Annotated in this window: 23 protein-coding genes and 1 pseudogene; 12 read left to right on the forward strand and 12 right to left on the reverse strand. The window is 66.5% G+C overall.

The genetic code is table 11. The features are described from left to right. Position 1 precedes the first annotated feature (1 nt). Complete coding sequence (locus tag B6S44_RS02900; RefSeq protein ID WP_129155239.1) at positions 2 to 367, forward strand: hypothetical protein; 366 nt, start codon at positions 2 to 4, stop codon at positions 365 to 367. Between the two features lie 28 nt (positions 368 to 395). Here B6S44_RS02900 and B6S44_RS02905 read toward each other — a convergent pair whose 3' ends face one another. The 3 genes from B6S44_RS02905 to B6S44_RS02915 form a co-directional block, all read right to left on the reverse strand. Then, the gene (locus B6S44_RS02905) at positions 396 to 686 is read right to left on the reverse strand and encodes a putative quinol monooxygenase (RefSeq protein WP_129155240.1); all 291 of its coding nucleotides are present in this window, start codon (positions 684 to 686) and stop codon (positions 396 to 398) included. 2 nt (positions 687 to 688) lie between these two features. Continuing rightward, positions 689 to 1,468, reverse strand: coding sequence for an exodeoxyribonuclease III (gene xth / locus B6S44_RS02910; protein WP_129155241.1), 780 nt, complete (start codon positions 1,466 to 1,468; stop codon positions 689 to 691). Positions 1,469 to 1,602: 134 nt separating this feature from the next. Then, positions 1,603 to 2,073 (reverse strand): BA14K family protein, encoded by a 471-nt coding sequence (locus B6S44_RS02915; protein ID WP_129155242.1) that lies wholly within the window; start codon positions 2,071 to 2,073, stop codon positions 1,603 to 1,605. 213 nt (positions 2,074 to 2,286) lie between these two features. Between B6S44_RS02915 and B6S44_RS02920 the strand changes: the two genes are divergently transcribed. Further along, entirely contained in the window at positions 2,287 to 2,856 is a 570-nt protein-coding gene (locus B6S44_RS02920) for a TIGR00645 family protein (RefSeq protein WP_129155243.1), read from the forward strand. A 158-nt stretch (positions 2,857 to 3,014) separates the two neighbouring features. Here B6S44_RS02920 and B6S44_RS02925 read toward each other — a convergent pair whose 3' ends face one another. The 4 genes from B6S44_RS02925 to B6S44_RS02940 all read right to left on the reverse strand — a co-directional run bounded on the left by B6S44_RS02925 (position 3,015) and on the right by B6S44_RS02940 (position 6,237). Next, positions 3,015 to 4,520 carry a helicase HerA domain-containing protein gene (locus B6S44_RS02925; RefSeq protein ID WP_129155244.1) on the reverse strand — a complete coding sequence of 502 codons (1,506 nt, stop codon included), beginning with the start codon at positions 4,518 to 4,520 and terminating at the stop codon, positions 3,015 to 3,017. A 145-nt stretch (positions 4,521 to 4,665) separates the two neighbouring features. Continuing rightward, positions 4,666 to 5,028, reverse strand: a complete 363-nt coding sequence (locus B6S44_RS02930; protein ID WP_164985697.1) for an Atu4866 domain-containing protein — start codon at positions 5,026 to 5,028, stop codon at positions 4,666 to 4,668. Positions 5,029 to 5,039: 11 nt separating this feature from the next. After that, a complete protein-coding gene (locus B6S44_RS02935) occupies positions 5,040 to 5,441 on the reverse strand; it encodes a carboxymuconolactone decarboxylase family protein (RefSeq protein WP_248309437.1) in 402 nt (133 codons plus the stop codon). 70 nt (positions 5,442 to 5,511) lie between these two features. Beyond that, positions 5,512 to 6,237, reverse strand: coding sequence for an SDR family oxidoreductase (locus tag B6S44_RS02940; protein ID WP_129155246.1), 726 nt, complete (start codon positions 6,235 to 6,237; stop codon positions 5,512 to 5,514). A 120-nt stretch (positions 6,238 to 6,357) separates the two neighbouring features. Here B6S44_RS02940 and B6S44_RS02945 point away from each other — a divergent pair, with 120 nt between their 5' ends. Then, positions 6,358 to 7,293, forward strand: a complete 936-nt coding sequence (locus B6S44_RS02945; protein WP_129155247.1) for a LysR family transcriptional regulator — start codon at positions 6,358 to 6,360, stop codon at positions 7,291 to 7,293. A 138-nt stretch (positions 7,294 to 7,431) separates the two neighbouring features. After that, positions 7,432 to 8,145, forward strand: coding sequence for a DNA helicase (locus tag B6S44_RS02950; RefSeq protein WP_129155248.1), 714 nt, complete (start codon positions 7,432 to 7,434; stop codon positions 8,143 to 8,145). A gap of 137 nt (positions 8,146 to 8,282) precedes the next feature. Here the strand turns inward: B6S44_RS02950 and B6S44_RS02955 are convergent, their stop codons facing one another. After that, on the reverse strand, positions 8,283 to 8,564 hold the full coding sequence (locus B6S44_RS02955) for a YARHG domain-containing protein (RefSeq protein ID WP_129155249.1): 282 nt from the start codon (positions 8,562 to 8,564) through the stop codon (positions 8,283 to 8,285). Positions 8,565 to 8,931: 367 nt separating this feature from the next. Here B6S44_RS02955 and B6S44_RS02960 point away from each other — a divergent pair, with 367 nt between their 5' ends. From B6S44_RS02960 to B6S44_RS02985, 6 genes are all read left to right on the forward strand, one after another. Continuing rightward, entirely contained in the window at positions 8,932 to 9,714 is a 783-nt protein-coding gene (locus tag B6S44_RS02960; RefSeq protein ID WP_129155250.1) for a DsbA family protein, read from the forward strand. A gap of 288 nt (positions 9,715 to 10,002) precedes the next feature. Continuing rightward, on the forward strand, positions 10,003 to 10,467 hold the full coding sequence (accB, locus tag B6S44_RS02965) for an acetyl-CoA carboxylase biotin carboxyl carrier protein (protein ID WP_129155251.1): 465 nt from the start codon (positions 10,003 to 10,005) through the stop codon (positions 10,465 to 10,467). Positions 10,468 to 10,496: 29 nt separating this feature from the next. Beyond that, positions 10,497 to 11,861 (forward strand): acetyl-CoA carboxylase biotin carboxylase subunit, encoded by a 1,365-nt coding sequence (accC, locus tag B6S44_RS02970; RefSeq protein WP_129155252.1) that lies wholly within the window; start codon positions 10,497 to 10,499, stop codon positions 11,859 to 11,861. Between the two features lie 162 nt (positions 11,862 to 12,023). Beyond that, positions 12,024 to 12,701: a leucyl/phenylalanyl-tRNA--protein transferase gene (aat, locus tag B6S44_RS02975; protein WP_129155253.1), complete on the forward strand. Its 678-nt coding sequence runs from the start codon at positions 12,024 to 12,026 to the stop codon at positions 12,699 to 12,701. Between the two features lie 53 nt (positions 12,702 to 12,754). Continuing rightward, complete coding sequence (locus tag B6S44_RS02980; RefSeq protein WP_129155254.1) at positions 12,755 to 13,249, forward strand: Rrf2 family transcriptional regulator; 495 nt, start codon at positions 12,755 to 12,757, stop codon at positions 13,247 to 13,249. A 75-nt stretch (positions 13,250 to 13,324) separates the two neighbouring features. Continuing rightward, a complete protein-coding gene (locus B6S44_RS02985; protein ID WP_248309407.1) occupies positions 13,325 to 13,936 on the forward strand; it encodes a class I SAM-dependent methyltransferase in 612 nt (203 codons plus the stop codon). A gap of 18 nt (positions 13,937 to 13,954) precedes the next feature. On the opposite strand, the pseudogene B6S44_RS02990 reads toward B6S44_RS02985, so the two are convergent. Then, positions 13,955 to 14,330: pseudogene (locus B6S44_RS02990) on the reverse strand (VOC family protein). 2 nt (positions 14,331 to 14,332) lie between these two features. Further along, a complete protein-coding gene (locus B6S44_RS02995) occupies positions 14,333 to 14,944 on the reverse strand; it encodes a DUF2155 domain-containing protein (RefSeq protein WP_129155255.1) in 612 nt (203 codons plus the stop codon). A 238-nt stretch (positions 14,945 to 15,182) separates the two neighbouring features. On the opposite strand from B6S44_RS02995, the gene B6S44_RS03000 reads away from it, so the two are divergent. Continuing rightward, positions 15,183 to 16,529, forward strand: coding sequence for an Nramp family divalent metal transporter (locus B6S44_RS03000; protein ID WP_129155256.1), 1,347 nt, complete (start codon positions 15,183 to 15,185; stop codon positions 16,527 to 16,529). 86 nt (positions 16,530 to 16,615) lie between these two features. On the opposite strand, the gene B6S44_RS03005 is transcribed toward B6S44_RS03000, so the two are convergent. Both B6S44_RS03005 and B6S44_RS03010 read right to left on the reverse strand, forming a co-directional pair. Next, positions 16,616 to 17,026, reverse strand: a complete 411-nt coding sequence (locus B6S44_RS03005; RefSeq protein ID WP_129155257.1) for an NADH:ubiquinone oxidoreductase subunit NDUFA12 — start codon at positions 17,024 to 17,026, stop codon at positions 16,616 to 16,618. Between the two features lie 73 nt (positions 17,027 to 17,099). Continuing rightward, positions 17,100 to 17,795 (reverse strand): NIPSNAP family protein, encoded by a 696-nt coding sequence (locus tag B6S44_RS03010; protein WP_129155258.1) that lies wholly within the window; start codon positions 17,793 to 17,795, stop codon positions 17,100 to 17,102. Positions 17,796 to 18,499: 704 nt separating this feature from the next. Here B6S44_RS03010 and B6S44_RS03015 point away from each other — a divergent pair. Continuing rightward, positions 18,500 to 22,231 (forward strand): vitamin B12-dependent ribonucleotide reductase, encoded by a 3,732-nt coding sequence (locus B6S44_RS03015; RefSeq protein WP_129155259.1) that lies wholly within the window; start codon positions 18,500 to 18,502, stop codon positions 22,229 to 22,231. Positions 22,232 to 22,291 lie beyond the last annotated feature (60 nt).

Raw genomic sequence — 22,291 nt, forward strand, 5'->3', positions numbered from 1 at the left:
CATGCGCGACGCCGCATTCTTCAGCTTCATCGCAGCCTGCGCTGCGCTCGCCATCCATGGCGCGGCCGCGCAGGAGCGCTTTGACGACTGGCCCCCGCTGACGAATCCGTTCCCGAGCACAGGTGGCGGCGGCATCATGATCCACGACTACGACCCGGTGGTCGCCGACGGCAAATGCACGACGAAGTTCCGCGCCGTCGAGCCGAACGGCACGACCTATCACAACCTGATCGCATTCGAGGCGACGCAGACTCAGGGCGGCGTGCTCTGCAGCAATGGCCAGTGGCGCTCGGCCGATGGCAGTGCCAGCGGCACGACGCCATTCCGCGTGTTCATCAAGGACGGAATCAAGCGCGGCTCGCCGTAATAGCGCGGCGCCCGAAGCCAGCCTTTGCCTAGCCCTTGAATACATCCATCAGCGTGACGATGCAGTCCTGCCTCTGGTGCTGGTTGATCAGCGGTACCAGCCGCCTGAAGTGCTCGCTCCTGCAATGGGCATCCAGTGCCGCCTGGTCCGGCCATTGCTCGACGAAGACGAAGTGGCCGGGATCCTTCTGGTCGATGAAGAGATCATAGGCGAGGCAGAGCGGCTCAGCCCGCGTCTTCTCGACCAGTTCCCGGTAGAGTGGCTTCACCAGCTCGACGCTCTCGAGCTCGATGAAGTCCTGGGCGATGACCTTCAGCATGCTCAGTTCAGCTCGATCAGCACCGGTACATGGTCCGACGCCTTGTCCCAGCCGCGGACATGCTTGGCGATCGAGACGGCGCCGAGCTTGTCGGCGGCCTGCGGCGAGAGCAGGAGATGGTCGATGCGGATGCCGTTGTTCCGCTGCCAGGCGCCGGCCTGATAGTCCCAGAAGGTGTAAAGCCCGGGCGCGTCGGTGGTGGCGCGCAGCGCCTCGGTGAAACCGAGGCTCTGCAGCTTGCGGAAGGCGGTGCGGGTCGGCGGCAGGAACAGCGCATCGCCGGCCCAGGCTGCAGGATCGCGGGCGTCGCGCGGCTCGGGAATGACGTTGTAGTCGCCAGCGAGCACCAGCGGCTCCTCATGCGCCAGCAGGCCCTTGGCGTGCACCGCGAGCCGCTCCATCCAGGCGAGCTTGTAAGGGTATTTCTCGGTGTTCGGCGGATTGCCGTTCGGCAGATAGATCGAGGCCAGCCGCACCACGCCGCCGCCATGCGGCAGCACGCCTTCGAGATAGCGCGCCTGCTCGTCGCCGTCGTCACCGGGGAGGCCGCGGCGGACATCCTCGAGCTTGCTGCGCGAGATGATGGCGACGCCGTTGAAGCCCTTCTGGCCGTGGATTGCGACCTGCCAGCCGGCTTCCTCGATTTCCGCACGCGGGAAATCGGCATCGACGCATTTTAGCTCCTGCAGGCAGAGCGCGTCGGGCTCGGCTTCCTTGAGAAAAGCGAGGACATGGGTCAGCCGCTGGCGGATCGAATTGACGTTCCAGGTGGCGATGCGCACGGGCCGGCTCCGATTCAGACGAGCGGAGACTAAGAGACGGCGGGGCCGTCAATGCAAGTCAGCAGCGGCCACAAAAAAACCTCCCGGCCAGGGCCGGGAGGTTCGAAGAATTCAGCCTGCGACAGTGCCCGGGATTACGGGCAGGCGCGGACCACGCCGCCCGAGCCGATATAGGTGCCGGTCTCGGGGTCGTAGGTGCGGAAGCGGCGCGAGCAATAGGCGATGGCGTCTCCATCCGGTGCGGCATAGACCGGGGCCGGCGCTGCGTAGACGGGCGGCGGCGCGGCATAGACCGGGCCGGGCGCCAGCAGGGCGCCGGCGGCGAGAGCGCCGAGCGCACCGGCCGCGATGCCGGCGCCGACGGCCGCGCCGCGGTTATAGCGATAGCCGCCGCGGTAGCCGTAGCCGCCGCGATAGGCATAGCCGCCGCGGTAACCGTAGCCGCCACGATAGCCGTAGCGGCGGTACTGCACCTGCTCGACGAGATTGGTCGTGCCGGCGGTGGCAACTGCGGCCGCAGCGGGCGCAAGCGGCGCGGCGGCCGCCGGCGTGGCGAGGGCGAAACCACCCGCAAGCGCGGCGGCGATCATCGTCGTCCTGATCATCTCGAACTCCTTTTCCCTCCCGGATGGGAGGATTTGCCGGGCGCGCTCACCAATAACGCCCGAAGCTGTGACCTCAGCGTCGGAAGTAGACGCAAAACACGGCGAAATTTCAACAAATTCCTCGGGCAGGAGGCGCGAACCTAGTTGCATGGCGCCGGTTTCGGTCCCATCTGGCTAACCCTCGACGCACGTACCAACCCGACTGGGAGCCCTATGGCCGCCGCTGATCCATCCGACCTTCCCGCCAACGCGCCGCTGCGACCGCTGCCGATGGTGATCTTCGCCTCGCGCTGGCTGCAGGTGCCGCTCTATCTCGGCCTGATCGTGGCGCAGTGCGTCTACGTCTTCCTGTTCCTCAAGGAGCTCTGGCACCTCGTCACCCACGCCTTCAATTTCAGCGAGCAGCAGATCATGCTGGTCGTGCTCGGCCTGATCGACGTGGTGATGATCTCGAACCTGCTGATCATGGTGATCGTCGGCGGCTACGAGACCTTCGTCTCGCGCCTTCGGCTGCAGAACCATCCCGACCAGCCGGAATGGCTCAGCCACGTCAACGCCTCGGTGCTCAAGATCAAGCTCGCCATGGCGATCATCGGCATCTCGTCGATTCACCTGCTGCGGACCTTCATCGAGGCCGGCAATATCGGCGGGCCGACGGCGACGAACTACACAACCACGGGCGTGCTGCTGCAGACGCTGATCCACACCATCTTCATCGTCTCGGCGCTCGGCATCGCCTGGGTCGACAAGATGACCCTCAGCGGCACCAGCAAGGGGCATTGAGTCTTGCCGTCATTCCGGGGCGCCGCGTAAGCGGCGAGCCCGGAACCCATGAACACTGAGCCTCAAGAAGACGCTCTGGACTGTACCCCTCTGTCGCGACCTGCGGATATGGGTTCCGGGCTCGGCCTTTCAGGCCGCCCCGGAAAGACGGCTGAGTTTCACCCCCGCGCGCGCCGAGGCGGCAGGCCCTTGACCAATGGCGAGGCAAGGCCGGGAGCGGTCTCGACGCCGAGTGTGGGCAAAGCCAGCGTGCGCTGGCCGCGGAAATCGACATGGCAGACGAGGAGGCCGCGCTCCTCGATATAGCCGATCAGGCGGCGCGCCCGGCTCGGCGAATGGCTGCCATAGGCCTCGGCCAGCTCGGCGTCGGACGGGCAGGGCGCCCCCTCGATCGCGCTGCGGGCGATGAACAGGAAGAGCCCGTGCAGGTCTTCCGGCAAGGTCTCGGCCGCCGTCAGCGCCTTTTCCCAGGCCTCAGACGACAACACCGCTTCGCTCGCTCCGGCGCGGGCGACGGCGAGGCGCTTGCGGAAAGCGTCCAGCCCGGTCTCCGGACCGCTGACGCGGCGCATCCGGCAGCGCACGGTGAAGTCCTGGTAGAGCACGGCGACCGGCCGGTCGCGCGCCTCGGGATCGTCGAGCAGTTCGTTCAGGATCTCGACCAGCGCCGCCGCGCGCTCGGCCGGGTCCATCTCGATCTCGGGCTCGGGCGGCAGCACCGGCTGGTGCGTCTCGATACGGCGGATGATCTCGGGCGCCACCGCCGGACGCGGGCGCGGCTGACGCGGCCAGGGCGCGGGCGCGACCTCGTCTTCGCCGGCGGTGAAGATCAGCTTGCTGGCATCTTCCGGCGCCTGGTCGGGCAGTGGCAGCAGGCTCGGCGCGCCGCCGCGATCGACCGAGGCGACCGGGCCGATGCGCACCGGCAGCGGCTTCTTCGACAGGGCAGGGCCGAGCGCGACGAACTGGCCCCGTTCGAGATCGCGGAACATCTCGGCCTGACGCCGGTCCATGCCGAGCAGATCGGCGGCGCGCTGCATGTCGATGTCGAGGAAGGTGCGGCCCATCAGGAAGTTCGAGGCTTCGGCCGCGACGTTCTTGGCGAGCTTGGCGAGGCGCTGCGTCGCGATCACGCCAGCGAGCCCGCGCTTGCGGCCACGGCACATCAGATTGGTCATCGCCCCGAGCGATTGGCGCCGCGCTTCGTCCGAGGCCTCGCCCGCCATCACCGGCGCGAAGAGCTGGGCTTCGTCGACCACGACCAGCATCGGGTACCAGTGGGCGCGGTCGATATCGAAGAGCCCGCCGAGGAAGGCGGCAGTGGCGCGCAATTGCTCGTCGGCGTCGAGCTCCTCGAGGTTGAGCACCACCGAGACGCGGTGCTGGCGCACGCGCAGGGCGATCTTCTGCAATTCGACCGGGCTCGCGGTACCGTCGACCACGACATGGCCGAACTGGTCTGCGAGCGAGACGAAGTCGCCTTCGGGGTCGATGATGGCCTGCTGGACCAGCGGCGCGCTCTGCTCCAGCAGGCGGCGCAGCAGATGCGACTTGCCCGAGCCGGAATTGCCCTGCACCAGCAGCCGCGTCGCCAGCAGTTCGGCGAGGTCGAGCTCGGCGGGCTCGCCGCCACGCGTCGACCCCATATCGATGCCAGTCTTCATGCCTGCCAGCGTGTCGCCTTCGTCCGCGCTCGCTCGACCCGGAGCAGGGCGAGCGAGCGGGGTGGTCTAGCATGCGGGCGCGAGAGCGCAGGTGCTGCCGGTTGCCGCATCCACAGCAAATGCGCGATGGCTCTGACACCTCGCGTCAGGGGCGGCGGCGCAGGATCATGCCGCCATGATGCAGCGTATCGGCATCGACGAAGGTGCCATCGGCAGTGAAGCCGGTGTCGTCCCAGTACTCGATATAATTGCCGGTGACCTCGTAGCGGCCGCGATAGGCGCTCTCGCGATTGCCGCGTGCCTCATCATAGCGGTCGTTCGGCAGGAGGTTGTGCCGGACATGGTTGTCGGCTGTGACCCACATGCCGACATAGGGGTGGCTCTCGGCAGCGGCTGCCTTGGCAATCATCATGCGGGTCGGTCCTTCAGGTTCGTTCGGGATGGTCGTGGTGGCAAGGCCGACGCCGGCGGCCAGCACCAGCAGGGCGTTCACGAGCAAGGGGGTCATGATCGTTACCTTCACTGCCTGCGCCGCTCGGCGAAGAGTTCCGACAGCGCCTGCGAGGCCGCGATCGCCCGCGAGATCCCGGCCGGTACGGTGATCAGGTAGACGATCTCCTTCAGCTCTCCCTCGGACACGCCGATATTGAGGGCGTAGCCGGCATGGAGTTTCATGAAGGCGGTCTGGCCGGTGGCCGCGAAGGCCGCCACCGCAGCGAGCTGGCGCGTCCGGCTGTCGAGGCCGGGCCGCGACCAGACATCGCCGAGCGCGTAGGCCTCGGTCGCCTCGGCGAGGAAGGGGAACTCCTGCCGCATGCGTTCCAGCGCCTGCTGCGGCGCGCCGTTGTTCAGGCTCCGGACGACGGCCTCGCCGCGCTTGCGGCGCTCCTCGCTCGACTCGGCGATGGCAGGCGCGGGCATCACCGCGATGGCGAAGGCTGCGGCGGCGGCGCGCAGCGGGGATTGCATCGACATGGTCATGGCTTTCTCCTCAGCGGGTGGCGGTGGGGCGGATGACGATCTCGTTGACGTCGACATCACCCGGCTGCTCGATCGCGAAACGCACCGCGCGGCCGATCGCATCGGGCTTGAGCGCGATGGCGCGATAGCTGCGCATCAGCTCGGCCGCAGCCGGATCGGTGATGGTGCCGGCGAGCTCGCTCTCGACCACGCCGGGATGGATGCAGGTGACGCGCAGGTCGCTGTGCTCCTGCCGCAACCCATCAGAGATCGCGCGCACGGCATACTTAGTTGCGCAGTAGACGGCCGCTGTCGGCGAAACGCTGAGCGCGCCGATAGAGGCGATGTTGATGACATGGCCGGAGCCGCGCGCCAGCATCTGCGGCAGCACGGCGGCGATGCCGTAGAGCACGCCCTTGATGTTGACGTCGATCATCCGGTCCCATTCGTCGACCTTGAGGGAGGCCATCGGCGAGAGCGGCATGACGCCGGCATTGTTGACGATGACATCGACGCGGCCGAAGGCGTCGCGCGCTGCGTCGGCGAAGCCCGCGACATCGGCGCGATCGGTGACGTCGAGCCGGCGGATGCGGACCTCGCCGCCTGTCGCCGCGATCTCTTTGGCGAGCGCATCCAGCCGATCGGTGCGCCGTGCGCCGAGCATCAGCTTGGCTCCGGCGGCCGCGAGCTCGCGGGCGATGCCGGCGCCGATCCCGCTGGAGGCGCCGGTGATGAGGACGACCTTGTCGAGGGGCATGTCGATCTCCGTCTGGATGTTCCGTGGAACCGCGTCGTTGCGGTTGCCCGAAAGCTAGGAGCAGGCCATTGTCGCGATAAGCCGCCCATTCCTTTCCAGTCTGGAGAGTTCTGCTAACCAATGGAGATGGACCTCAACGCGCTCGCCGTGTTCGCGCTCGTGGCCGAGGAGCGGAGCTTTCGCGGCGCGGCCGATCGTGCCGGCGTCACGCGCTCGGCCGTGAGCCAGACGATCAGAAAGCTGGAGGAGCGGCTCGGCATCGCGCTCGTGCAGCGCACGACGCGTAGCGTCAGCCTGACCGAGGCGGGCGAGCGTCTTCTTGCCGATCTTGGTCCGGCGCTGTCCGACGTACGCGCTGCCGTCGAGGCGACGCGGGACCTGCGCATCGGTGCGCGCGGGCGCTTGCGCCTCGCGGTATCGTCGATCGCGGAGCGCTTTCTATCAGGACCATTCCTCGCAGGCTTCGCTGCGGCCAATCCGGAGGTCGAGCTCGACATCACCGTGACCGACGAGGAGTTCGACATCGTCGCCGCGGGTTACGATGCCGGGGTCAGGCTCGGCGAGGTCATCGAGCAGGACATGATCGCCGTCGTGATCGGCGGCGAGGAGCGCCAGCTAGCCGTCTGCTCCCCCAGCTATCGCCGGCGCTTCGGTGTGCCCGCCCATCCGCGCGAGCTGGCGGCGCATCGCTGCGTCGGCTGGCGGCCGGGGCCGAAGCTGCCGCCCTATCGCTGGGAGTTCGCCGAGGATGGCAAGGAGTTCAGCGTCGCCGTCGCGCCAGAGATCACCACCAGCGACATGGCGTTGATGATCAGGCTCGCGGTCGCGGGTGCCGGGATCACCTTCGGCATGGAAGAGAGCTTCCGCCCGGCGATCGCGCGCGGCGAGCTCGTGCCGTTGCTGCAGGAGTTCTGCCCGTATTTCGCGGGCTTCTACCTCTATTATCCGAGCCGGCGCGCCGCCGCGCCGAAGCTGCGCGCCCTGGTCGACCATCTGCGCAGATTCAATTGGGATCGGCACGAGGCGACGGCGCGGGCAGCATCGGTTATGATCTGATTCTAGGCGCTGCCCGCGCCTCCTCCCTCCAACCGGGAAGCACGCTGCCGTGCAGGGCCTATCCGATCGTCGAACCGACTGTTCGAGCGCTGCGCATAAGGAGGGGTTGCGGAAACGGCTCGCATCAGGAGGTCATCGATGAAGCTCACCGCACCTGTCTATCGACTGAAGCGCCAGGCCAGGGTTCTGGCGCGCAAGGAAAGCATCCCGCTCCATCTCGCGCTCGACCGCGTCGCCATCGGCGAAGGTTTTGGAGCCTGGAGCCTGCTCGCGGCCAGATCGGCCGATTTTCTTTCGGCCGAAGAGCTGTTCGCTCGTCTGGTGCCCGGAGACCTGCTGCTCATCGGCGCGCGGCCGGGGCACGGCAAGACGCTGCTCAGTCTCCAGCTCGCCATGGAAGCGATGAAGTCCGGCCGCCGGGCGGTGTTCTTCACATTGGAGTACACGACCAGGGACGTGCTGGATCGCTTCCGGGCTCTCGGTGCCGACCCGGCGCAGTTCGAGGCGTTGTTCGGCTTCGACGATTCGGATGCGATCAGCGCCGATCACATCATGCGTTCGCTGGCCGAGGCACCGCGGGGCACGCTGGCGATCGTCGACTACCTGCAACTGCTCGACCAGAAGCGCGGCAATCCCGAGCTGATGGTCCAGATCCGTGATCTGAAGGTGTTCGCGCAGGAGAGGGGCGTGATCCTGGCCTTCATCTCGCAGATCGACCGGTCCTATGATCCGGCGATCAAGCCCTGCCCGGACCTCCGCGACATCCGCCTGCCGAATCCGCTGGATCTGTCGCTGTTCAGCAAGACCTGCTTCCTGAACGAGGGCGAGGTGCGGTTTCAGGCGGCGGGGTAGCGGCCTCGAAACACTCCGTCATTCCGGACAAGCCGCGACAGCGGCGCAGATCCGGAATCCATCGTAAGGCTCTGAGCTCTACGATGGATTCCGGCACTCCGCTTCGCTACGGCCGGAATGACGAGGGGGGATGACGATCAGCGCGGGCAGCGGCTCGTGCGTTCCGCGCGCTGGATGTCGGCGACGACGCGGCGCTGGGTCGCCGAGAGCGGGACGTCCTCGACATTGTCGTACTGGCAGCCGGCATTGCCGAAGGCGCTGATGCCGCGCTGGGTGCGGAAGCAGTAACCCTGCGCCTTGTAGATCTCGTTGCGCTGATACCAGAGGTCCTCGCAGCTCTGGGCCGCCGCGGGGGTCGCGGTCGCAAAGAGCGGCAGGGCTAGCCCGAGGGCGAGGACAGGGATCAGCAGCTTCGACATGGCAGCCTCTTGCAGTTGCGCGTTATCTGTTGCCCTGCCTTGCGGGCGCGACAAGCCTTTTCGCGCTTTGCCATGGCAGGATCACGATCCTGTTGCAGGAACGCCGGGTCATTGCTGGCAAAGCTGTGAATTGACGCTGCTGCGCCCGCGGAGGAGAAGCGCTAGGTCATGCAAGCCCTTTCGTCTTCAACACCTACGCTTTGCCAAGGACTACTGGATCATCGCCATACGCAAGCGAGCCGAGCCTTTGCCAAATTGCCGCAGGGGTTACCTGGGGCACTGCGCGCTCGCGGCATCGTCGCGTATGTTCCATCCGACAAACAACAACGATAGTGCGCTCGAATCGCGCCCTGAAAGGACTGTCGCCATGATCTTCTCTTCGCTGCGCCGCCTGGCTCTCGCCGGCATCGCCGCCTGTGCGCTCGGTGCCGCCGCCGTGCCGGCGCAGGCCCAGGCGCTGTCGCCCGACCAGCGCAAGGCGGTGGTCGAGCTGATCCGCGAGACCCTGCTGAAGAATCCCGAGCTGATCCAGGAAGCGATGGTCGAGCTCGAGAAGCGCAATCAGGTCGCGCAGGTCGAGGCGCAGCGCAATGCGCTCGCGGCCGAGAAGGCCAGCCTGACCGATCCCGCCACCTCGGTGATCGCCGGCAATCCGCAGGGCGACGTCACCCTCGTCGAGTTCATGGATTACAATTGCGGCTTCTGCAAAAGGGCGATGGAAGACGTCCGCGTGCTCGCCAAGGACGATCCCAAGCTCAAGGTCGTGGTCAAGGACTTCCCGATCCTCGGACCGGACTCGGTCGAGGCGAGCCGGGTCGCTATCGCGGTCAAGAACCAGCTCCAGGGCCAGAAGTACTGGGACTTCCATCTCAAGCTGATGGCGACGAAGGGCCGGATCAACGGCGCCAAGGCGCTGGAGATCGCCAAGGACGCCGGTGCCGACATCGAGCGCGTCAAGAAGGAGATGGACGCTCCGGCGACGCGCGCCGTGATCGAGCAGACGGTCGCTCTCGGCGACCGGCTCGGCCTGACCGGCACCCCGGCCTTCATCATCGGCGACGAGGTGGTGTTCGGCGCTGTCGGCGCCCCGGCGCTGAAGCAGAAGATCGACGCCGTCCGCAAATGCGGCAAGACGAACTGCAGTGGCTGAGTGGATCGGAGCGGGTCCATCTCGACGATGGCGCTGCGGCCGCTAGAGCCTCTGGAGACATGCTTCGCCACGTCGTTCCTGTGGATCAGCTTCTGGAATGGCGGCGATTTGCATAGGCAAGGCGCCCGCCCGGCGCCTTCGCCCTTTTCCTGACCCACCAATCCGGGTAAAGACGCGCGACATCGCGAGGCCGTCGGCTTGATCCGGCGCCGTTCCTTCGCATATGCGCATTTCCTTTGGGACCCTGCCGTCCCGCCCATCGAGCTCACGAAGACGGTGAAATCCGCCATGGCGACCAAGAGCCCCATCGATCCCGAACTCGTGCGCGAGATGGCGCAACTGATCAACGAGACCGATCTGACCGAGATCGAGGTGCAGAAGGGCGATCTGCGCATCCGCGTGGCCCGTACCATCACCGCGACGGTGATGGCGCCGGTCGCGGCCGCACCGGCCTTCGCCGCGGCGCCGGTGGCGGCTCCGGTCGCCGCCCCGCTCGAAGCCAAGGCCGCTGCCGCCCATCCCGGCACGGTCAACTCGCCGATGGTCGGTACCGCCTATCGCCGGCCGTCGCCCGAGGCCAAGCCCTTCATCGAGATCGGCCAGGAGGTGAAGGCGGGCGAGCGCGTGCTTCTCGTCGAGGCGATGAAAACCTTCAACGACATCGTCGCGCCACGCGCCGGCAAGGTCGTCGCGATCTTCGTCGAGGACGGCCAGCCGGTCGAATACGGCGAGCCCCTGCTGGTGATCGAGTGAGGATCCATCCGGGCGGGAGCGGGCTGAAGATGTTCGACAAGATCCTGATCGCCAATCGCGGCGAGATCGCCTTGCGGGTTTTGCGCGCCGCCAAGGAGCTCGGTATCGCGACCGTCGCGGTCCACTCCACCGCCGACGCCAACGCCATGCATGTGCGCCTCGCCGACGAGAGCGTCTGCATCGGCCCGCCGCCGGCGCGCGAGAGCTATCTCAACATCCCGGCCCTGATCGCGGCCTGCGAGATTACCGGGGCCGATGCGGTCCATCCCGGCTACGGCTTCCTCTCCGAGAATGCCCGCTTCGCCGAGATCCTCGAGCGGCACAACATCGCCTTCATCGGCCCCAAGGCCGAGCATATCCGCAGCATGGGCGACAAGATCGAGGCCAAGCGCACCGCCAAGCGCCTTGGCATCCCGTGCGTGCCGGGCTCCGAAGGCGGCGTTGCCGATGACGAGGAGGCGCTGCGTATCATTCGCGAGATCGGCCTGCCCGTCATCATCAAGGCGGCCTCCGGCGGCGGCGGCAAGGGCATGAAGGTGGTCCGCAGCGAGGACGAGGTCTCCGTCGCGCTCTCCACGGCCCGCACCGAGGCCAAGGCCAATTTCGGCGACGACGCCGTCTACATCGAGAAGTACCTGGAGAAGCCGCGCCATATCGAGATCCAGGTGCTCGGCGACGGCAAGGGCCGGGCGATTCATCTCGGCGAGCGCGACTGCTCGCTGCAGCGCCGCCACCAGAAGGTTTGGGAGGAGGGGCCATCCCCGGCTCTCAATGCCGGCGAGCGCGACCGGATCGGCAATGTCTGCGCCAAGGCGATGGCCGATATGGGCTATCTCGGCGCTGGCACGATCGAGTTCCTCTACGAGGATGGCGAGTTCTATTTCATCGAGATGAACACCCGCATCCAGGTCGAGCATCCGGTCACCGAGATGATCACCGGGATCGACCTGGTCAACGAGCAGATCAGGATCGCTGCCGGCGCGCCGCTCTCGATCAGCCAGAAGGACGTCGTCATCGAGGGCCATGCCATCGAATGCCGCGTCAATGCCGAGCATCACGCGACCTTCCGGCCCTCGCCTGGCAAGATCGCCTCGTTCCATACGCCGGGCGGGCTCGGGGTGCGCGTCGATTCGGCCGCCTATCAGGGCTATGTCATCCCGCCGCACTACGACTCGCTGGTCGGCAAGCTGATCGTCCATGGCCGCAACCGGGACGAATGCCTGATGCGTCTGCGTCGTTCGCTCGACGAATTCGTCGTCGACGGCGTCGACACCACGCTGCCGCTGTTCCGCACGCTGGTACGCAACCAGGACATCCTGAACGGCGACTACAACATCCATTGGCTGGAGAAATTCCTCGCCAATGGCGGCATGGAAGAGCCGGGCGAGGGGTGAGGGTCGCACGCCGTCATGCTCGGGCTTGACCCGAGCATCTCCGGCAGGATGAGGCTCTGATCGACATCTTCTCGTAACGAGATTCTCGGGTCTGCGCTTTGCTTCGCCCGAGAATGACGGAAGCTGTTTGACACGCCCGCCGACCCGCGCTCCCATAATCTCATGAAGGCCCGCTCCACACCTGCGCGCGCGCCGGCGATCACGCCGGAAATCCTGCTGCGCGCCTATGCGGCCGGCGTCTTCCCGATGGCGGAGAGCGCCGACGATCCCGCCCTGTTCTGGGTCGAGCCTGAAATTCGCGGCATCATTCCGCTCGACGGCTTTCATCTACCGGGCCGGCTGGCGCGCACCGTCTGCTCCGATCGGTTCGAAATCCGGGTCGATCATGATTTTGCGGGGGTTATCGCAGCCTGCGCCGAAAGCCGGCCGGATCGGGCCGAGACCTGGATCAACGGCCGCATCCGGGGGCTCTACGGCGAACTCTTCCATCTCGGCTATGTTCACACCGTCGAATGCTGGCGTGACGGCAGGCTCGCCGGAGGGCTCTACGGCTTGTCGCTCGGCGGCGCCTTCTTCGGCGAGAGCATGTTCCACCGCGAGACCGACGCCTCGAAGGTGGCGCTGGTGCATCTCGTCGCCCGGCTGCGGCGCGGCCGCTATCGCCTGCTCGACACCCAGTTCCAGACGGCGCATCTCGCCCAGTTCGGCACGCGCGAAATCCCGCGCGAGGCCTATCGCAACCTGCTCGACGCGGCGGTGGCGGCCGAGGGAGACTGGTGGAGCTGGCCCCGGGAGCGGTCTGTCGGCGGCCGGGAGGCACTGGCAGAGCTGACGGGCTAGCCTTCCATCGCATTCCGCTTGACCCGCGACCTTCATGTAACATATGAAGTTTCATGAATAGAGATAGCCGATTGTCCGGCGTGCTGCACGTCCTGCTGCACATGGCGGAGCAGGATCGTCCGGTCACCTCCGAGGTTCTCGCCAGAGCTATGGCGACCAATCCGGTGGTGATCCGGCGGACGATGGCCGGCCTGCGGAAGCAGGGCTATCTCCGCTCGGAGAAGGGGCATGGCGGCGGCTGGACCCTGGCCTGCGACCTGTCCCGGGTGACGCTGCGCGACATCTACGACGCGCTCGGCAGCCCTGCGCTTCTCGCCATCGGCAACCGCACGGAAGCGCCCGGATGCCTCGTGGAGCAGGCGGTGAATGCCGCGCTCAACCAGGCGTTCCGGGATGCCGAGACGCTGTTGCTGGAGCGTTTCGGCAAGGTGACACTCGCCATGCTGAGCGCCGATTTCAACCAGCGCCTCGCCATCCGCGGCGGCCTTTACGACCTGGAGTCGGCGCATGCCTCACAAGAGGACCATTCAGTCTCGCGGCGGAGCTGAGCAGACCGGGCCCAGCGCCGTGAGCGCGCTCTTGGTGCCCTTCTCCGATCCCGCTGCCGTGGCCCGCCGCGCTTCGTGCCCGGCTTCGCCGATCTGCACCGCATGGCCGCAATCCTGCATGGGGAGCATGCGCCGGCCAAGGCCCGGCTGCTTGTTCTCGGCGCCGGCGGAGGGCTGGAACTGAAGGCCTTCGCCGAAGCAAATCCGGGCTGGATCTTCGACGGCGTCGACCCTGCGCCCGAAATGCTGAAGCTCGCGGAGCGTACGCTCGGACGGCACGTCGCGCGCGTGCGGCTGCATGAAGGCTATATCGACGATGCGCCGGACGGGCCGTTCGACGGGGCCGCATGCCTGTTGACCCTGCACTTTCTGGCGCCCGACGAGCGGGCGCGCACCGTGGCTGCGATCCAGCGCCGGCTCAAACCCGGCGCGCCCTTCGTGGTCGCCCATTCCAGCTTTCCGCAGGGCGAGGCGGAGCGTCCGCTCCGGCTGTGGCGCTACTCGGCCTTCGCGGTGGCATCGGGAGCCGATCCCGCCAAGGCCGAGGCCGGCCGCGTGGCGGTTCAGACCCATCTCAGCCTGCTCAGCCCGGAGGAGGACGAAGCTGTCCTGCGTGATGCCGGGTTCTCGGATGTCAGCCGGTTCTATACCGACTTCACTTTTCGCGGCTGGGTCGCCTATGCCTGAGCGCTTTTCCGTCGCCACTCAGGCTGCAGGAAAAGCCTGCGGTGAGGGCTGCCGGAGCTCGATCGGGTTACCTTCCGGATCGTGGATGCGGCGGAAGTGGCCGACTCCCTAATCCCATTCGGGTCGGGTCTCGACGGCGATGCCAGCGGCCTTGAGCGCCGCCATCCTCGCGTCGAGGTGATCGACGCGGAAATTGACCATCCACTGCTGCTCAGGACGGCCGAAATAGTCGGTCGTCGCGGCGAAGGGGCCAAAAAAAATCGTCGGCTCGGCGTCCTGGCCCAGACGACCTTGGCGACGCCGCCGATGCCGAGATGGCGCTCATACCAGGCGGCCAGGGCTTGCGGATCGCGGCCGCGGAAGACAATCCGCCGATGCCGGTGACCCGCGCCATGCTCAGTTGCCGCCGGTGGGATCGCGGCCCGGGGCGGGGTTGGTCGGGAAGAAGCGCTGTGTGGGCGCACGTGGCTGCACCGGAACACCCTGCGGTGGGGCGACGTCGACGCGCTGGCCGCCGGGGAGCGGCGGCGGCGTCTGCTGTGCCGGCCGGGCAGGACGTTCGGGGCGCTGGCCTGCATTCGGAGGCGGCGCCTCCGGCTCCTTCGGATCGACCACCAGCTCGGTACCGCCTTTGCAGTCGGTCAGCCAGACATCGTAGATCGCGTGCTCGACGCCGTGCAGGCCGGGGCTGGAAGCATACATCCAGCCGGTGAAGATGCGGCGGTACTCGTTGTTGAAGGTGACCTCGTCGACCTCGGTGAAGGAGGTCGTCTGCGGCGCCTCGGTCGGCGGGCGCGTCCAGCAGATGCGCGGCGTGATCTGCAGCGCGCCGAACTGCACCGTCTCGTCGATCGCCACCTCGAAGGAGATGATCCGGCCGGTGATCTTGTCGAGGCCGGCAAAGACCGCGGTGGGATTGCGGATGCGATCGGCCTGGGCGGGGGCGGCCAGCGCGAGCACTGCGCCGGAGACGGCGGCGAGGGCGAGGATCCTGCGGAGCGAAGGCATGCTGGCTTGTGATTCTCTTCGAGCGGAGCCGAGGCGCGACGGGGCGCAGTAGCACGGCAATCGCAGCGGAAAAAGGGCGGGTGGTGAGGTTCGACGCGCGCAGGCTGTGACCGAAGTGCCAGCTGCGCCCCGCCTGTGTGCATACCAGGCATGCCCGCGCCAGTGGATCATGCAGTTGCAATCCATTTGCAAATCCATACCCTGCCAATGCCTTGCAAGTGCAAAATCGAGGGTTCGCATGGAAGCGCGCGTCGACGGGACGCCATCCGGCTGGCGGAATGATCGCGGCGAGGCTTCGCTGGCCGATGTCCATCGCTCGATCGCGGTGCGCAATTCCGGGCCCGGCTGGCGCCGCGCCGCCGCCTTCGCCGGCCCGGGCTATCTCGTTGCCGTCGGCTACATGGATCCCGGCAACTGGGCGACCTCGATCGCCGGCGGCTCGAAATTCGGCTACACGCTGCTCGTCGTCGCGCTCGTCTCCAACATCATGGCGATCGTGCTGCAGTCGCTGTGCGCGCGCCTTGCCATCGCCTCGGGGCGCGACCTTGCCCAGGCCTGTCGCGACGCCTTTCCACTGCCGGTTGCCTATGGTCTCTGGCTGCTGGCCGAGATCGCGATCATCGCCACCGATATTGCCGAGGTGATCGGCACCGCGATCGGCCTCAACCTGATCTTCGGCATCCCGCTCGAACTCGGCGTCGTCATCACCGCTCTCGACGTGTTCCTGATCCTCTATTTGCAGCGGCTCGGCTTCCGCTGGGTCGAGGCGCTGATCATCACCCTGCTCGGCGTGATCGCGATCTGCTTTGCCATCCAGATCGCGCTCGCCGATCCGGACTGGGGGCAGGTCATCCGCGGCTTTGCGCCGACGACGCAGATCATCACCAATCCCGAGATGCTCTATCTCGCGCTCGGCATCCTCGGCGCGACAGTGATGCCGCATAACCTCTATCTGCACTCCGGCATCGTGCAGACGCGCGCCTATGGCGAGACCCTGCCGGAGAAGCGCCAGGCGCTGACCTACGCCACGATCGATTCGACGGTGGCGCTGATGTTCGCGCTGCTGATCAACGCTTCGATCCTGATCCTGGCGGCCGCGACCTTCCACAAGACCGGCCAGACGGGAATCGCGGAGCTCGGCGAGGCACACAAGCTGCTCGGCCCGCTGCTCGGGCTTGCGATCGCGCCGACGCTGTTCGGCATCGCGCTGCTCTGCTGCGGCATCAATTCGACGGTGACGGCGACGCTGGCCGGCCAGATCGTGATGGAGGGCTTCCTCAAGATCAAACTGCCGCCCTGGCTGCGCCGGCTGATCACCCGCGGCATCGCCATCATCCCGGCGGCGGCGGTGACGATCTGGTATGGCGATGCCGGCACGGCGAAACTGCTGATCCTGACCCAGGTCGTGCTCTCGCTGCAGCTCTCCTTCGCCGTCTTCCCGCTGGTGATGTTCACTGCCGACAAGACGAAGATGGGCGAACTCGTCGCGCCGCGCTGGCTCGTCGCCTTCGCCTGTCTGATCGCGGTGGTGATCGCGGCGCTCAACGTCAAGCTGCTGGTCGACTTTGTCGGCGGAGCGAGCTGATTTTTCGAGCCGGCTCCGAGATCAAAAAAAACGCGGCCCTTTCGGCCGCGTTTTCGTCATAGCTCAACTTGGCCGATCGGATTGGTTCAGCGCCCCGGCGTCCAGGCCTGGTAATCGCCGGTTGCGGCCGGAGTCTCATTGTCGCCAAGCGTCGAGCCCTTCGGGCGGTAGGCCAGCGCCGTGCCGGTATGGTTCGGCTGGTGCGGCTTCTGCCATTCGCGGGCGACGTATTTTTCCTCGGACGGGGCGATGTCGACGGTGTGATGCAGCCAGCCGTTCCAGCCGGGCGGGATCATCGAGGCTTCGGCGGGGCCGTTATAGACGACCCAGCGGCGCTGGATGCCGAGCGCCTTGTCCTTCTTGCCGCCCTTGGTGCGGTAGTAGACGTTGCCGAACTCGTCCTCGCCGACCTTCTCGCCGAAGCGCCAGGTGTGGAAGCGCGTGCCCATGGTCTGGCCGTTCCACCAGGTGAAGATCTGGAGCAGGGTCTGGTTCATCGCTTCGCGTCCGCGCAGGCCTCAGGCCGTCGCGCGACTTATGAAGATGCGGGCCGGCGATGTCCAGTGTGGCTCAGCGCAGCAGCGAGCGTGCGGTCGGGACGAGGCGGGCGATATCGGGAGCGCGGTCGGCTCCGATCTGTACTGCGCGCAAGACCGCCTCGAGCGCCGGTATCGCCTGCGCTACCGCAGGCCGGACGAGCGTGACGGCGACGCGCTCGCCCTCGCGCACGGGCAGGCGCACGAAGCCGTTCTCGCTGCGATCGCTGATCAGGCTGGCGATCACAGCGCCGCCAGTCGAGCGTACCGCATCGATGATCGCCTTGGCCGCAAGCGCGGCCTCCTCGTCGGCCGCCTCCGGCGAGAGATGATGGATGGCGACGATATGATTGCGCCCGTCTTCGAGATCGCTCGTTCCCGGCGGCAGTCGCTCGAGACCCTGCGTATCGAAGCCCGAGTTGGGCGCCGCCGGCTTCAGCATCAGCACGTCGTGCCAGGCGAGCATGGTCTCGTTCGCGGCCGGACCATGCTCTGCCCAGACCGGGCCGCCATAGAAGGCGGGGAGGGCGCGGGTCCGCGCCTCCTGGTCGGCGAAGCCGCGGAACCAGACGAACTGGTCGGGCGCTGCAGGATCGCGGAACTGGCAGACCACGTTCATGCCCACCGCCTCCTGCGTCTCGACGAGATGGGTGTCGAAGACGCGGATCAGGGCTTCGCGCGTACCAGGCTTCAAGGTGTAGCGGCGCAGTTCGAAGACGGTGTCGGTCATGGCGGCTCTCCAACTGGCTTTGCAGCTAGGGGGCGGGAGCGCCCAAACCCGTCAGCAGCGTCATGTGGAGCCTCGCCACGATTCGGTCATGATTCGAGATGCGCCGCGACCCGTCCCGAGATCGCGTCAGCCTGCCAAGCATCGCGCGGATTCAAGCACTTGTGGCTACTGGCGCAGAGAGCGCTTTCGCTGGTAGGTCGCGACAGTCCTGTTGACGCCCGGTTAACCATGGTCCAGCGGATTTTAGTGGTTTCACAAGGGCAAGGATCGTTGCAAGCTGGCAACGCCGCTGCGATTCCCCATGCGATTCCTTGGGCTTAGCCGGTGCCTTGAAACTTATCCCCATGATCCACATCTTCCTACAAGATGTCGTATCCACACCTATCGATGCGCACTAATCCTTGACGTCGCGGCCCATTCGGGACTAAATTTTGACGGTCGCGTGACGGTTGGCGGAGACGCCTTTTTCGACCCGCGAAACGAGTTCCCAGATGGGTCGGGCGATCACCGCGGCGCGCCAGCAATGGCGACGGCGAACGGCGACGTATGCTCCGCCTGGTCGCAACCGGACGCTCGACGGCGGGATCACACCGCCGCGGGATCCAGGGGCATCAAACCGAGTTGGATTGACATCAGGAGCCGGTGAGCAACCGGCCGCGCGGGGCGCCAGGATGCGTCCGCGGCAAGCATTGGGGACGAAGCTTATGCGCATCGAGCGCCGCCATACCACCGCCGGCCAGTCGCCTTACTCGGCGATCCCCTTCCGCTCGGCTGTGAGCGAAATCCGCAATCCCGATGGTTCGATCGTCTTCCGGCTCGAGGGCATCGAGGTGCCGGAGGCCTGGTCGCAGGTCGCGAGCGACGTGCTCGCCCAGAAGTATTTCCGCAAGGCCGGCGTTCCCGCCGCCATGAAGAAGGTGGAAGAGAACGACGTTCCCTCCTTCCTCTGGCGTTCGGTTCCCGACGAGGCTGCACTCGCCAAGCTGCCTGAGGCTGAGCGCTACGGCTCCGAGATCTCGTCCAAGCAGGTCTTCGACCGGCTCGCCGGCTGCTGGACCTATTGGGGCTGGAAGGGCGGCTATTTCTCCTCGGAGGAGGATGCTCACGCCTTCCATGACGAATTGCGCTTCATGCTGGCGTCCCAGATGGTCGCGCCGAACTCGCCGCAATGGTTCAACACCGGCCTGCACTGGGCCTATGGCATCGATGGGCCGAGCCAGGGCCATTTCTACGTCGACTTCAAGACCGGCAAGCTGGTGAAGTCGAAGTCGAGCTACGAGCATCCGCAGCCGCATGCCTGCTTCATCCAGGGCGTGCAGGACGACCTCGTCAACGAGGGCGGCATCATGGATCTGTGGGTGCGCGAGGCGCGCCTGTTCAAGTACGGCTCGGGCACCGGCTCGAACTTCTCGATGCTGCGCGGCGAGGGCGAAAAGCTCGCCGGCGGCGGCCGCTCCTCCGGCCTGATGTCCTTCCTCAAGATCGGCGACCGCGCTGCCGGCGCGATCAAGTCGGGCGGCACCACCCGCCGCGCCGCCAAGATGGTCGTGGTCGACGTCGATCATCCCGACATCGAGACCTATATCGACTGGAAGGTGAAGGAGGAGCAGAAGGTCGCGGCTTTGGTCGCCGGCTCCAAGATCGTCCAGAAGGCGATGAAGGCGGTGATGAAGGCCTGCGTGAACTGCGAGGCTGCCGACGATGCCTGCTTCGATCCCGAGAAGAACCCGGCGCTGAAGCGCGAGATCAAGCTCGCCCGCAAGGCACTGGTCCCGGACAACTACATCAAGCGGGTCATCCAGTTCGCCAAGCAGGGCTATACCGAGATCCAGTTCGACACCTACGACACCGACTGGGATTCGGAAGCCTATCTCACCGTTTCCGGCCAGAACTCGAACAACTCGGTCTCGCTGACCGACGACTTCCTGCGCGCCGTGGAAACCGACGGCGACTGGAACCTGATCGGCCGCACCACCGGCAAGGTCACCAAGACCCTGAAGGCGCGCGACCTCTGGGAGAAGATCGGCTACGCCGCCTGGGCCTCGGCCGATCCCGGCCTGCACTTCAACACCACGATGAACGACTGGCACACCAGCCCGGCCTCGGGACGCATCCGCGCCTCGAACCCGTGCTCGGAGTACATGTTCCTCGACGACACCGCCTGCAACCTGGCCTCGGCCAACCTGCTGCAGTTCTATGATCGCGAGATCAAGGCCTTCGACGTCGCCGGTTACGAGCATCTCTGCCGGCTCTGGACCATCGTGCTCGAGATTTCGGTGACGATGGCGCAGTTCCCCTCGAAGGAAATCGCTGAACTCTCCTATGAGTACCGCACGCTCGGCCTCGGCTACGCCAATATCGGCGGCCTGCTGATGACCATGGGCCTCGGCTACGACTCGGACGAGGGCAGGGCGCTTGCCGGCGGCCTGACCGCGATCATGACCGGCGTCGCCTATGCGACCTCGGCCGAGATGGCGGGCGAGCTCGGCCCGTTCCCGGGCTACAAGAAGAACGCCCGGCACATGCTGCGCGTCATCCGCAACCACCGCGTCGCGGCCCATGGCCAGGATGCCGGCTATGAGTCCTTACAGGTCACGCCGGTGCCGCTCGACCATGCCACGCTGGAGCGCCTCGGCGGCTCCTCGGTGACGCTGTCGGAGCGGGCCAAGGCGAGCTGGGACGAGGCGCTGGCGCTCGGCGAGAAGCACGGCTACCGCAACGCCCAGTCGACCGTGATCGCGCCGACCGGCACGATCGGCCTGGTCATGGACTGCGACACCACCGGCATCGAGCCCGATTTCGCGCTGGTGAAGTTCAAGAAGCTCGCCGGCGGCGGCTATTTCAAGATCATCAACGGCGCGGTTCCGGACGCGCTGCGGGCGCTCGGCTATCGCGAGGCCGATATCGCCGAGATCGAGGCCTATGCCGTCGGCCATGGCTCGATGAAGCAGGCGCCTGCCGTCAATCCCGGCTCGCTGCGGGCCAAGGGCTTCAGCGACGAGAAGATCGAGGCGGTCGAGAAGGGGCTGAAGAGCGCCTTCGACATCAAGTTCGTCTTCAACAAGTGGACGCTGGGCGAGGACTTCCTCACCGGTACGCTGGGCGTCCCGGCCGAGAAGCTCAACGACATGTCGTTCGAGCTCCTGCCCTTCCTCGGCTTCAGCAAGGCCGAGATCGAGGCCGCCAACGTCCATGTCTGCGGGGCGATGACGCTGGAAGGCGCGCCGCACCTGAAGAAGGAACACTACAACGTCTTCGATTGCGCCAATCCCTGCGGGCGCATCGGCAAGCGCTATCTCTCGGTCGAGAGCCATATCCGCATGATGGCGGCGGCGCAGCCCTTCATCTCGGGCGCGATCTCCAAGACCATCAACATGCCGAACGACGCCACCGTCGAGGACTGCAAGAGCGCTTATCTGCTCTCCTGGAAGCTGGCGCTGAAGGCCAACGCGCTCTACCGCGACGGCTCCAAGCTGTCGCAGCCGCTGAACTCGGCCCTGATCGCCGACGAGGACGACGACGCCGACGATGCGACCGAGGCGCTCTACCAGCAGCCGCTGGCGGCGCGCGCCACGCAGATCGCCGAGAAGATCGTCGAGCGCATCGTCGAGCGGGTCGAGCGGGTGCGCGACCGCGAGAAGATGCCGTCGCGCCGCACCGGCTACATCCAGAAGGCCGTGGTCGGCGGCCACAAGGTCTATGTCCACACCGGCGAGTATTCCGACGGGCGCCTCGGCGAGATCTTCATCGACATGCACAAGGAGGGCGCGGCCTTCCGGGCGATGATGAACAACTTCGCCATCGCGGTCTCGCTCGGCCTGCAATACGGCGTGCCGCTGGAGGAGTATGTCGAGGCCTTCACCTTCACCCGCTTCGAGCCCTCGGGCTTCGTGCAGGGCAACCAGTCGATCAAGAACGCGACCTCGATCCTCGACTACGTCTTCCGCGAGCTGGCGATCTCCTATCTCGGCCGGCACGACCTCGCCCATGTCGATCCCAGCGAGATCGGCCATGACGTGATGGGCAGCGGTGTGGAGCAGGGCAAGGCGCCGGATGCGGCCGGGCCGATCACCTCGACCCCGCTGGCTTCCTCGGGCTTCCGCCGCGGCAAGCCGATCAACCTGCTCGCCATCCAGGGCGGCCAGGGTGGTGCTGCCAACGACGCGGTCGCCCGTGGTGGCGCCCACCTCACCGGCCTCTCGACCGTCGGCGCGACCGCGCTGAAGGAAGAGCCGGAGGCTTATGGCGAAGCCGAGATGAGCAAGCTCGGCTTCGCCGCGCCGGCCGCCCAGCCGAGCGCCTCCGAGCGCCGGGCCGAGGCGATCATGAAGGGCTATGTCGGCGACAGCTGCGGCGAATGCGGCAACTTCACGCTGGTGCGGAACGGCACGTGTTTGAAGTGCAACACGTGTGGCTCGACGACTGGGTGTTCTTGAACTCAGTTTAAGCTGAAAGATACAGTGACGGCCGGAGCTTGCTCCGGCCGTTCTTGTTTG

This window comes from Allobosea sp. Tri-44, assembly GCF_004123845.1.
Classification (GTDB): Bacteria; Pseudomonadota; Alphaproteobacteria; order Rhizobiales; family Beijerinckiaceae; genus Allobosea.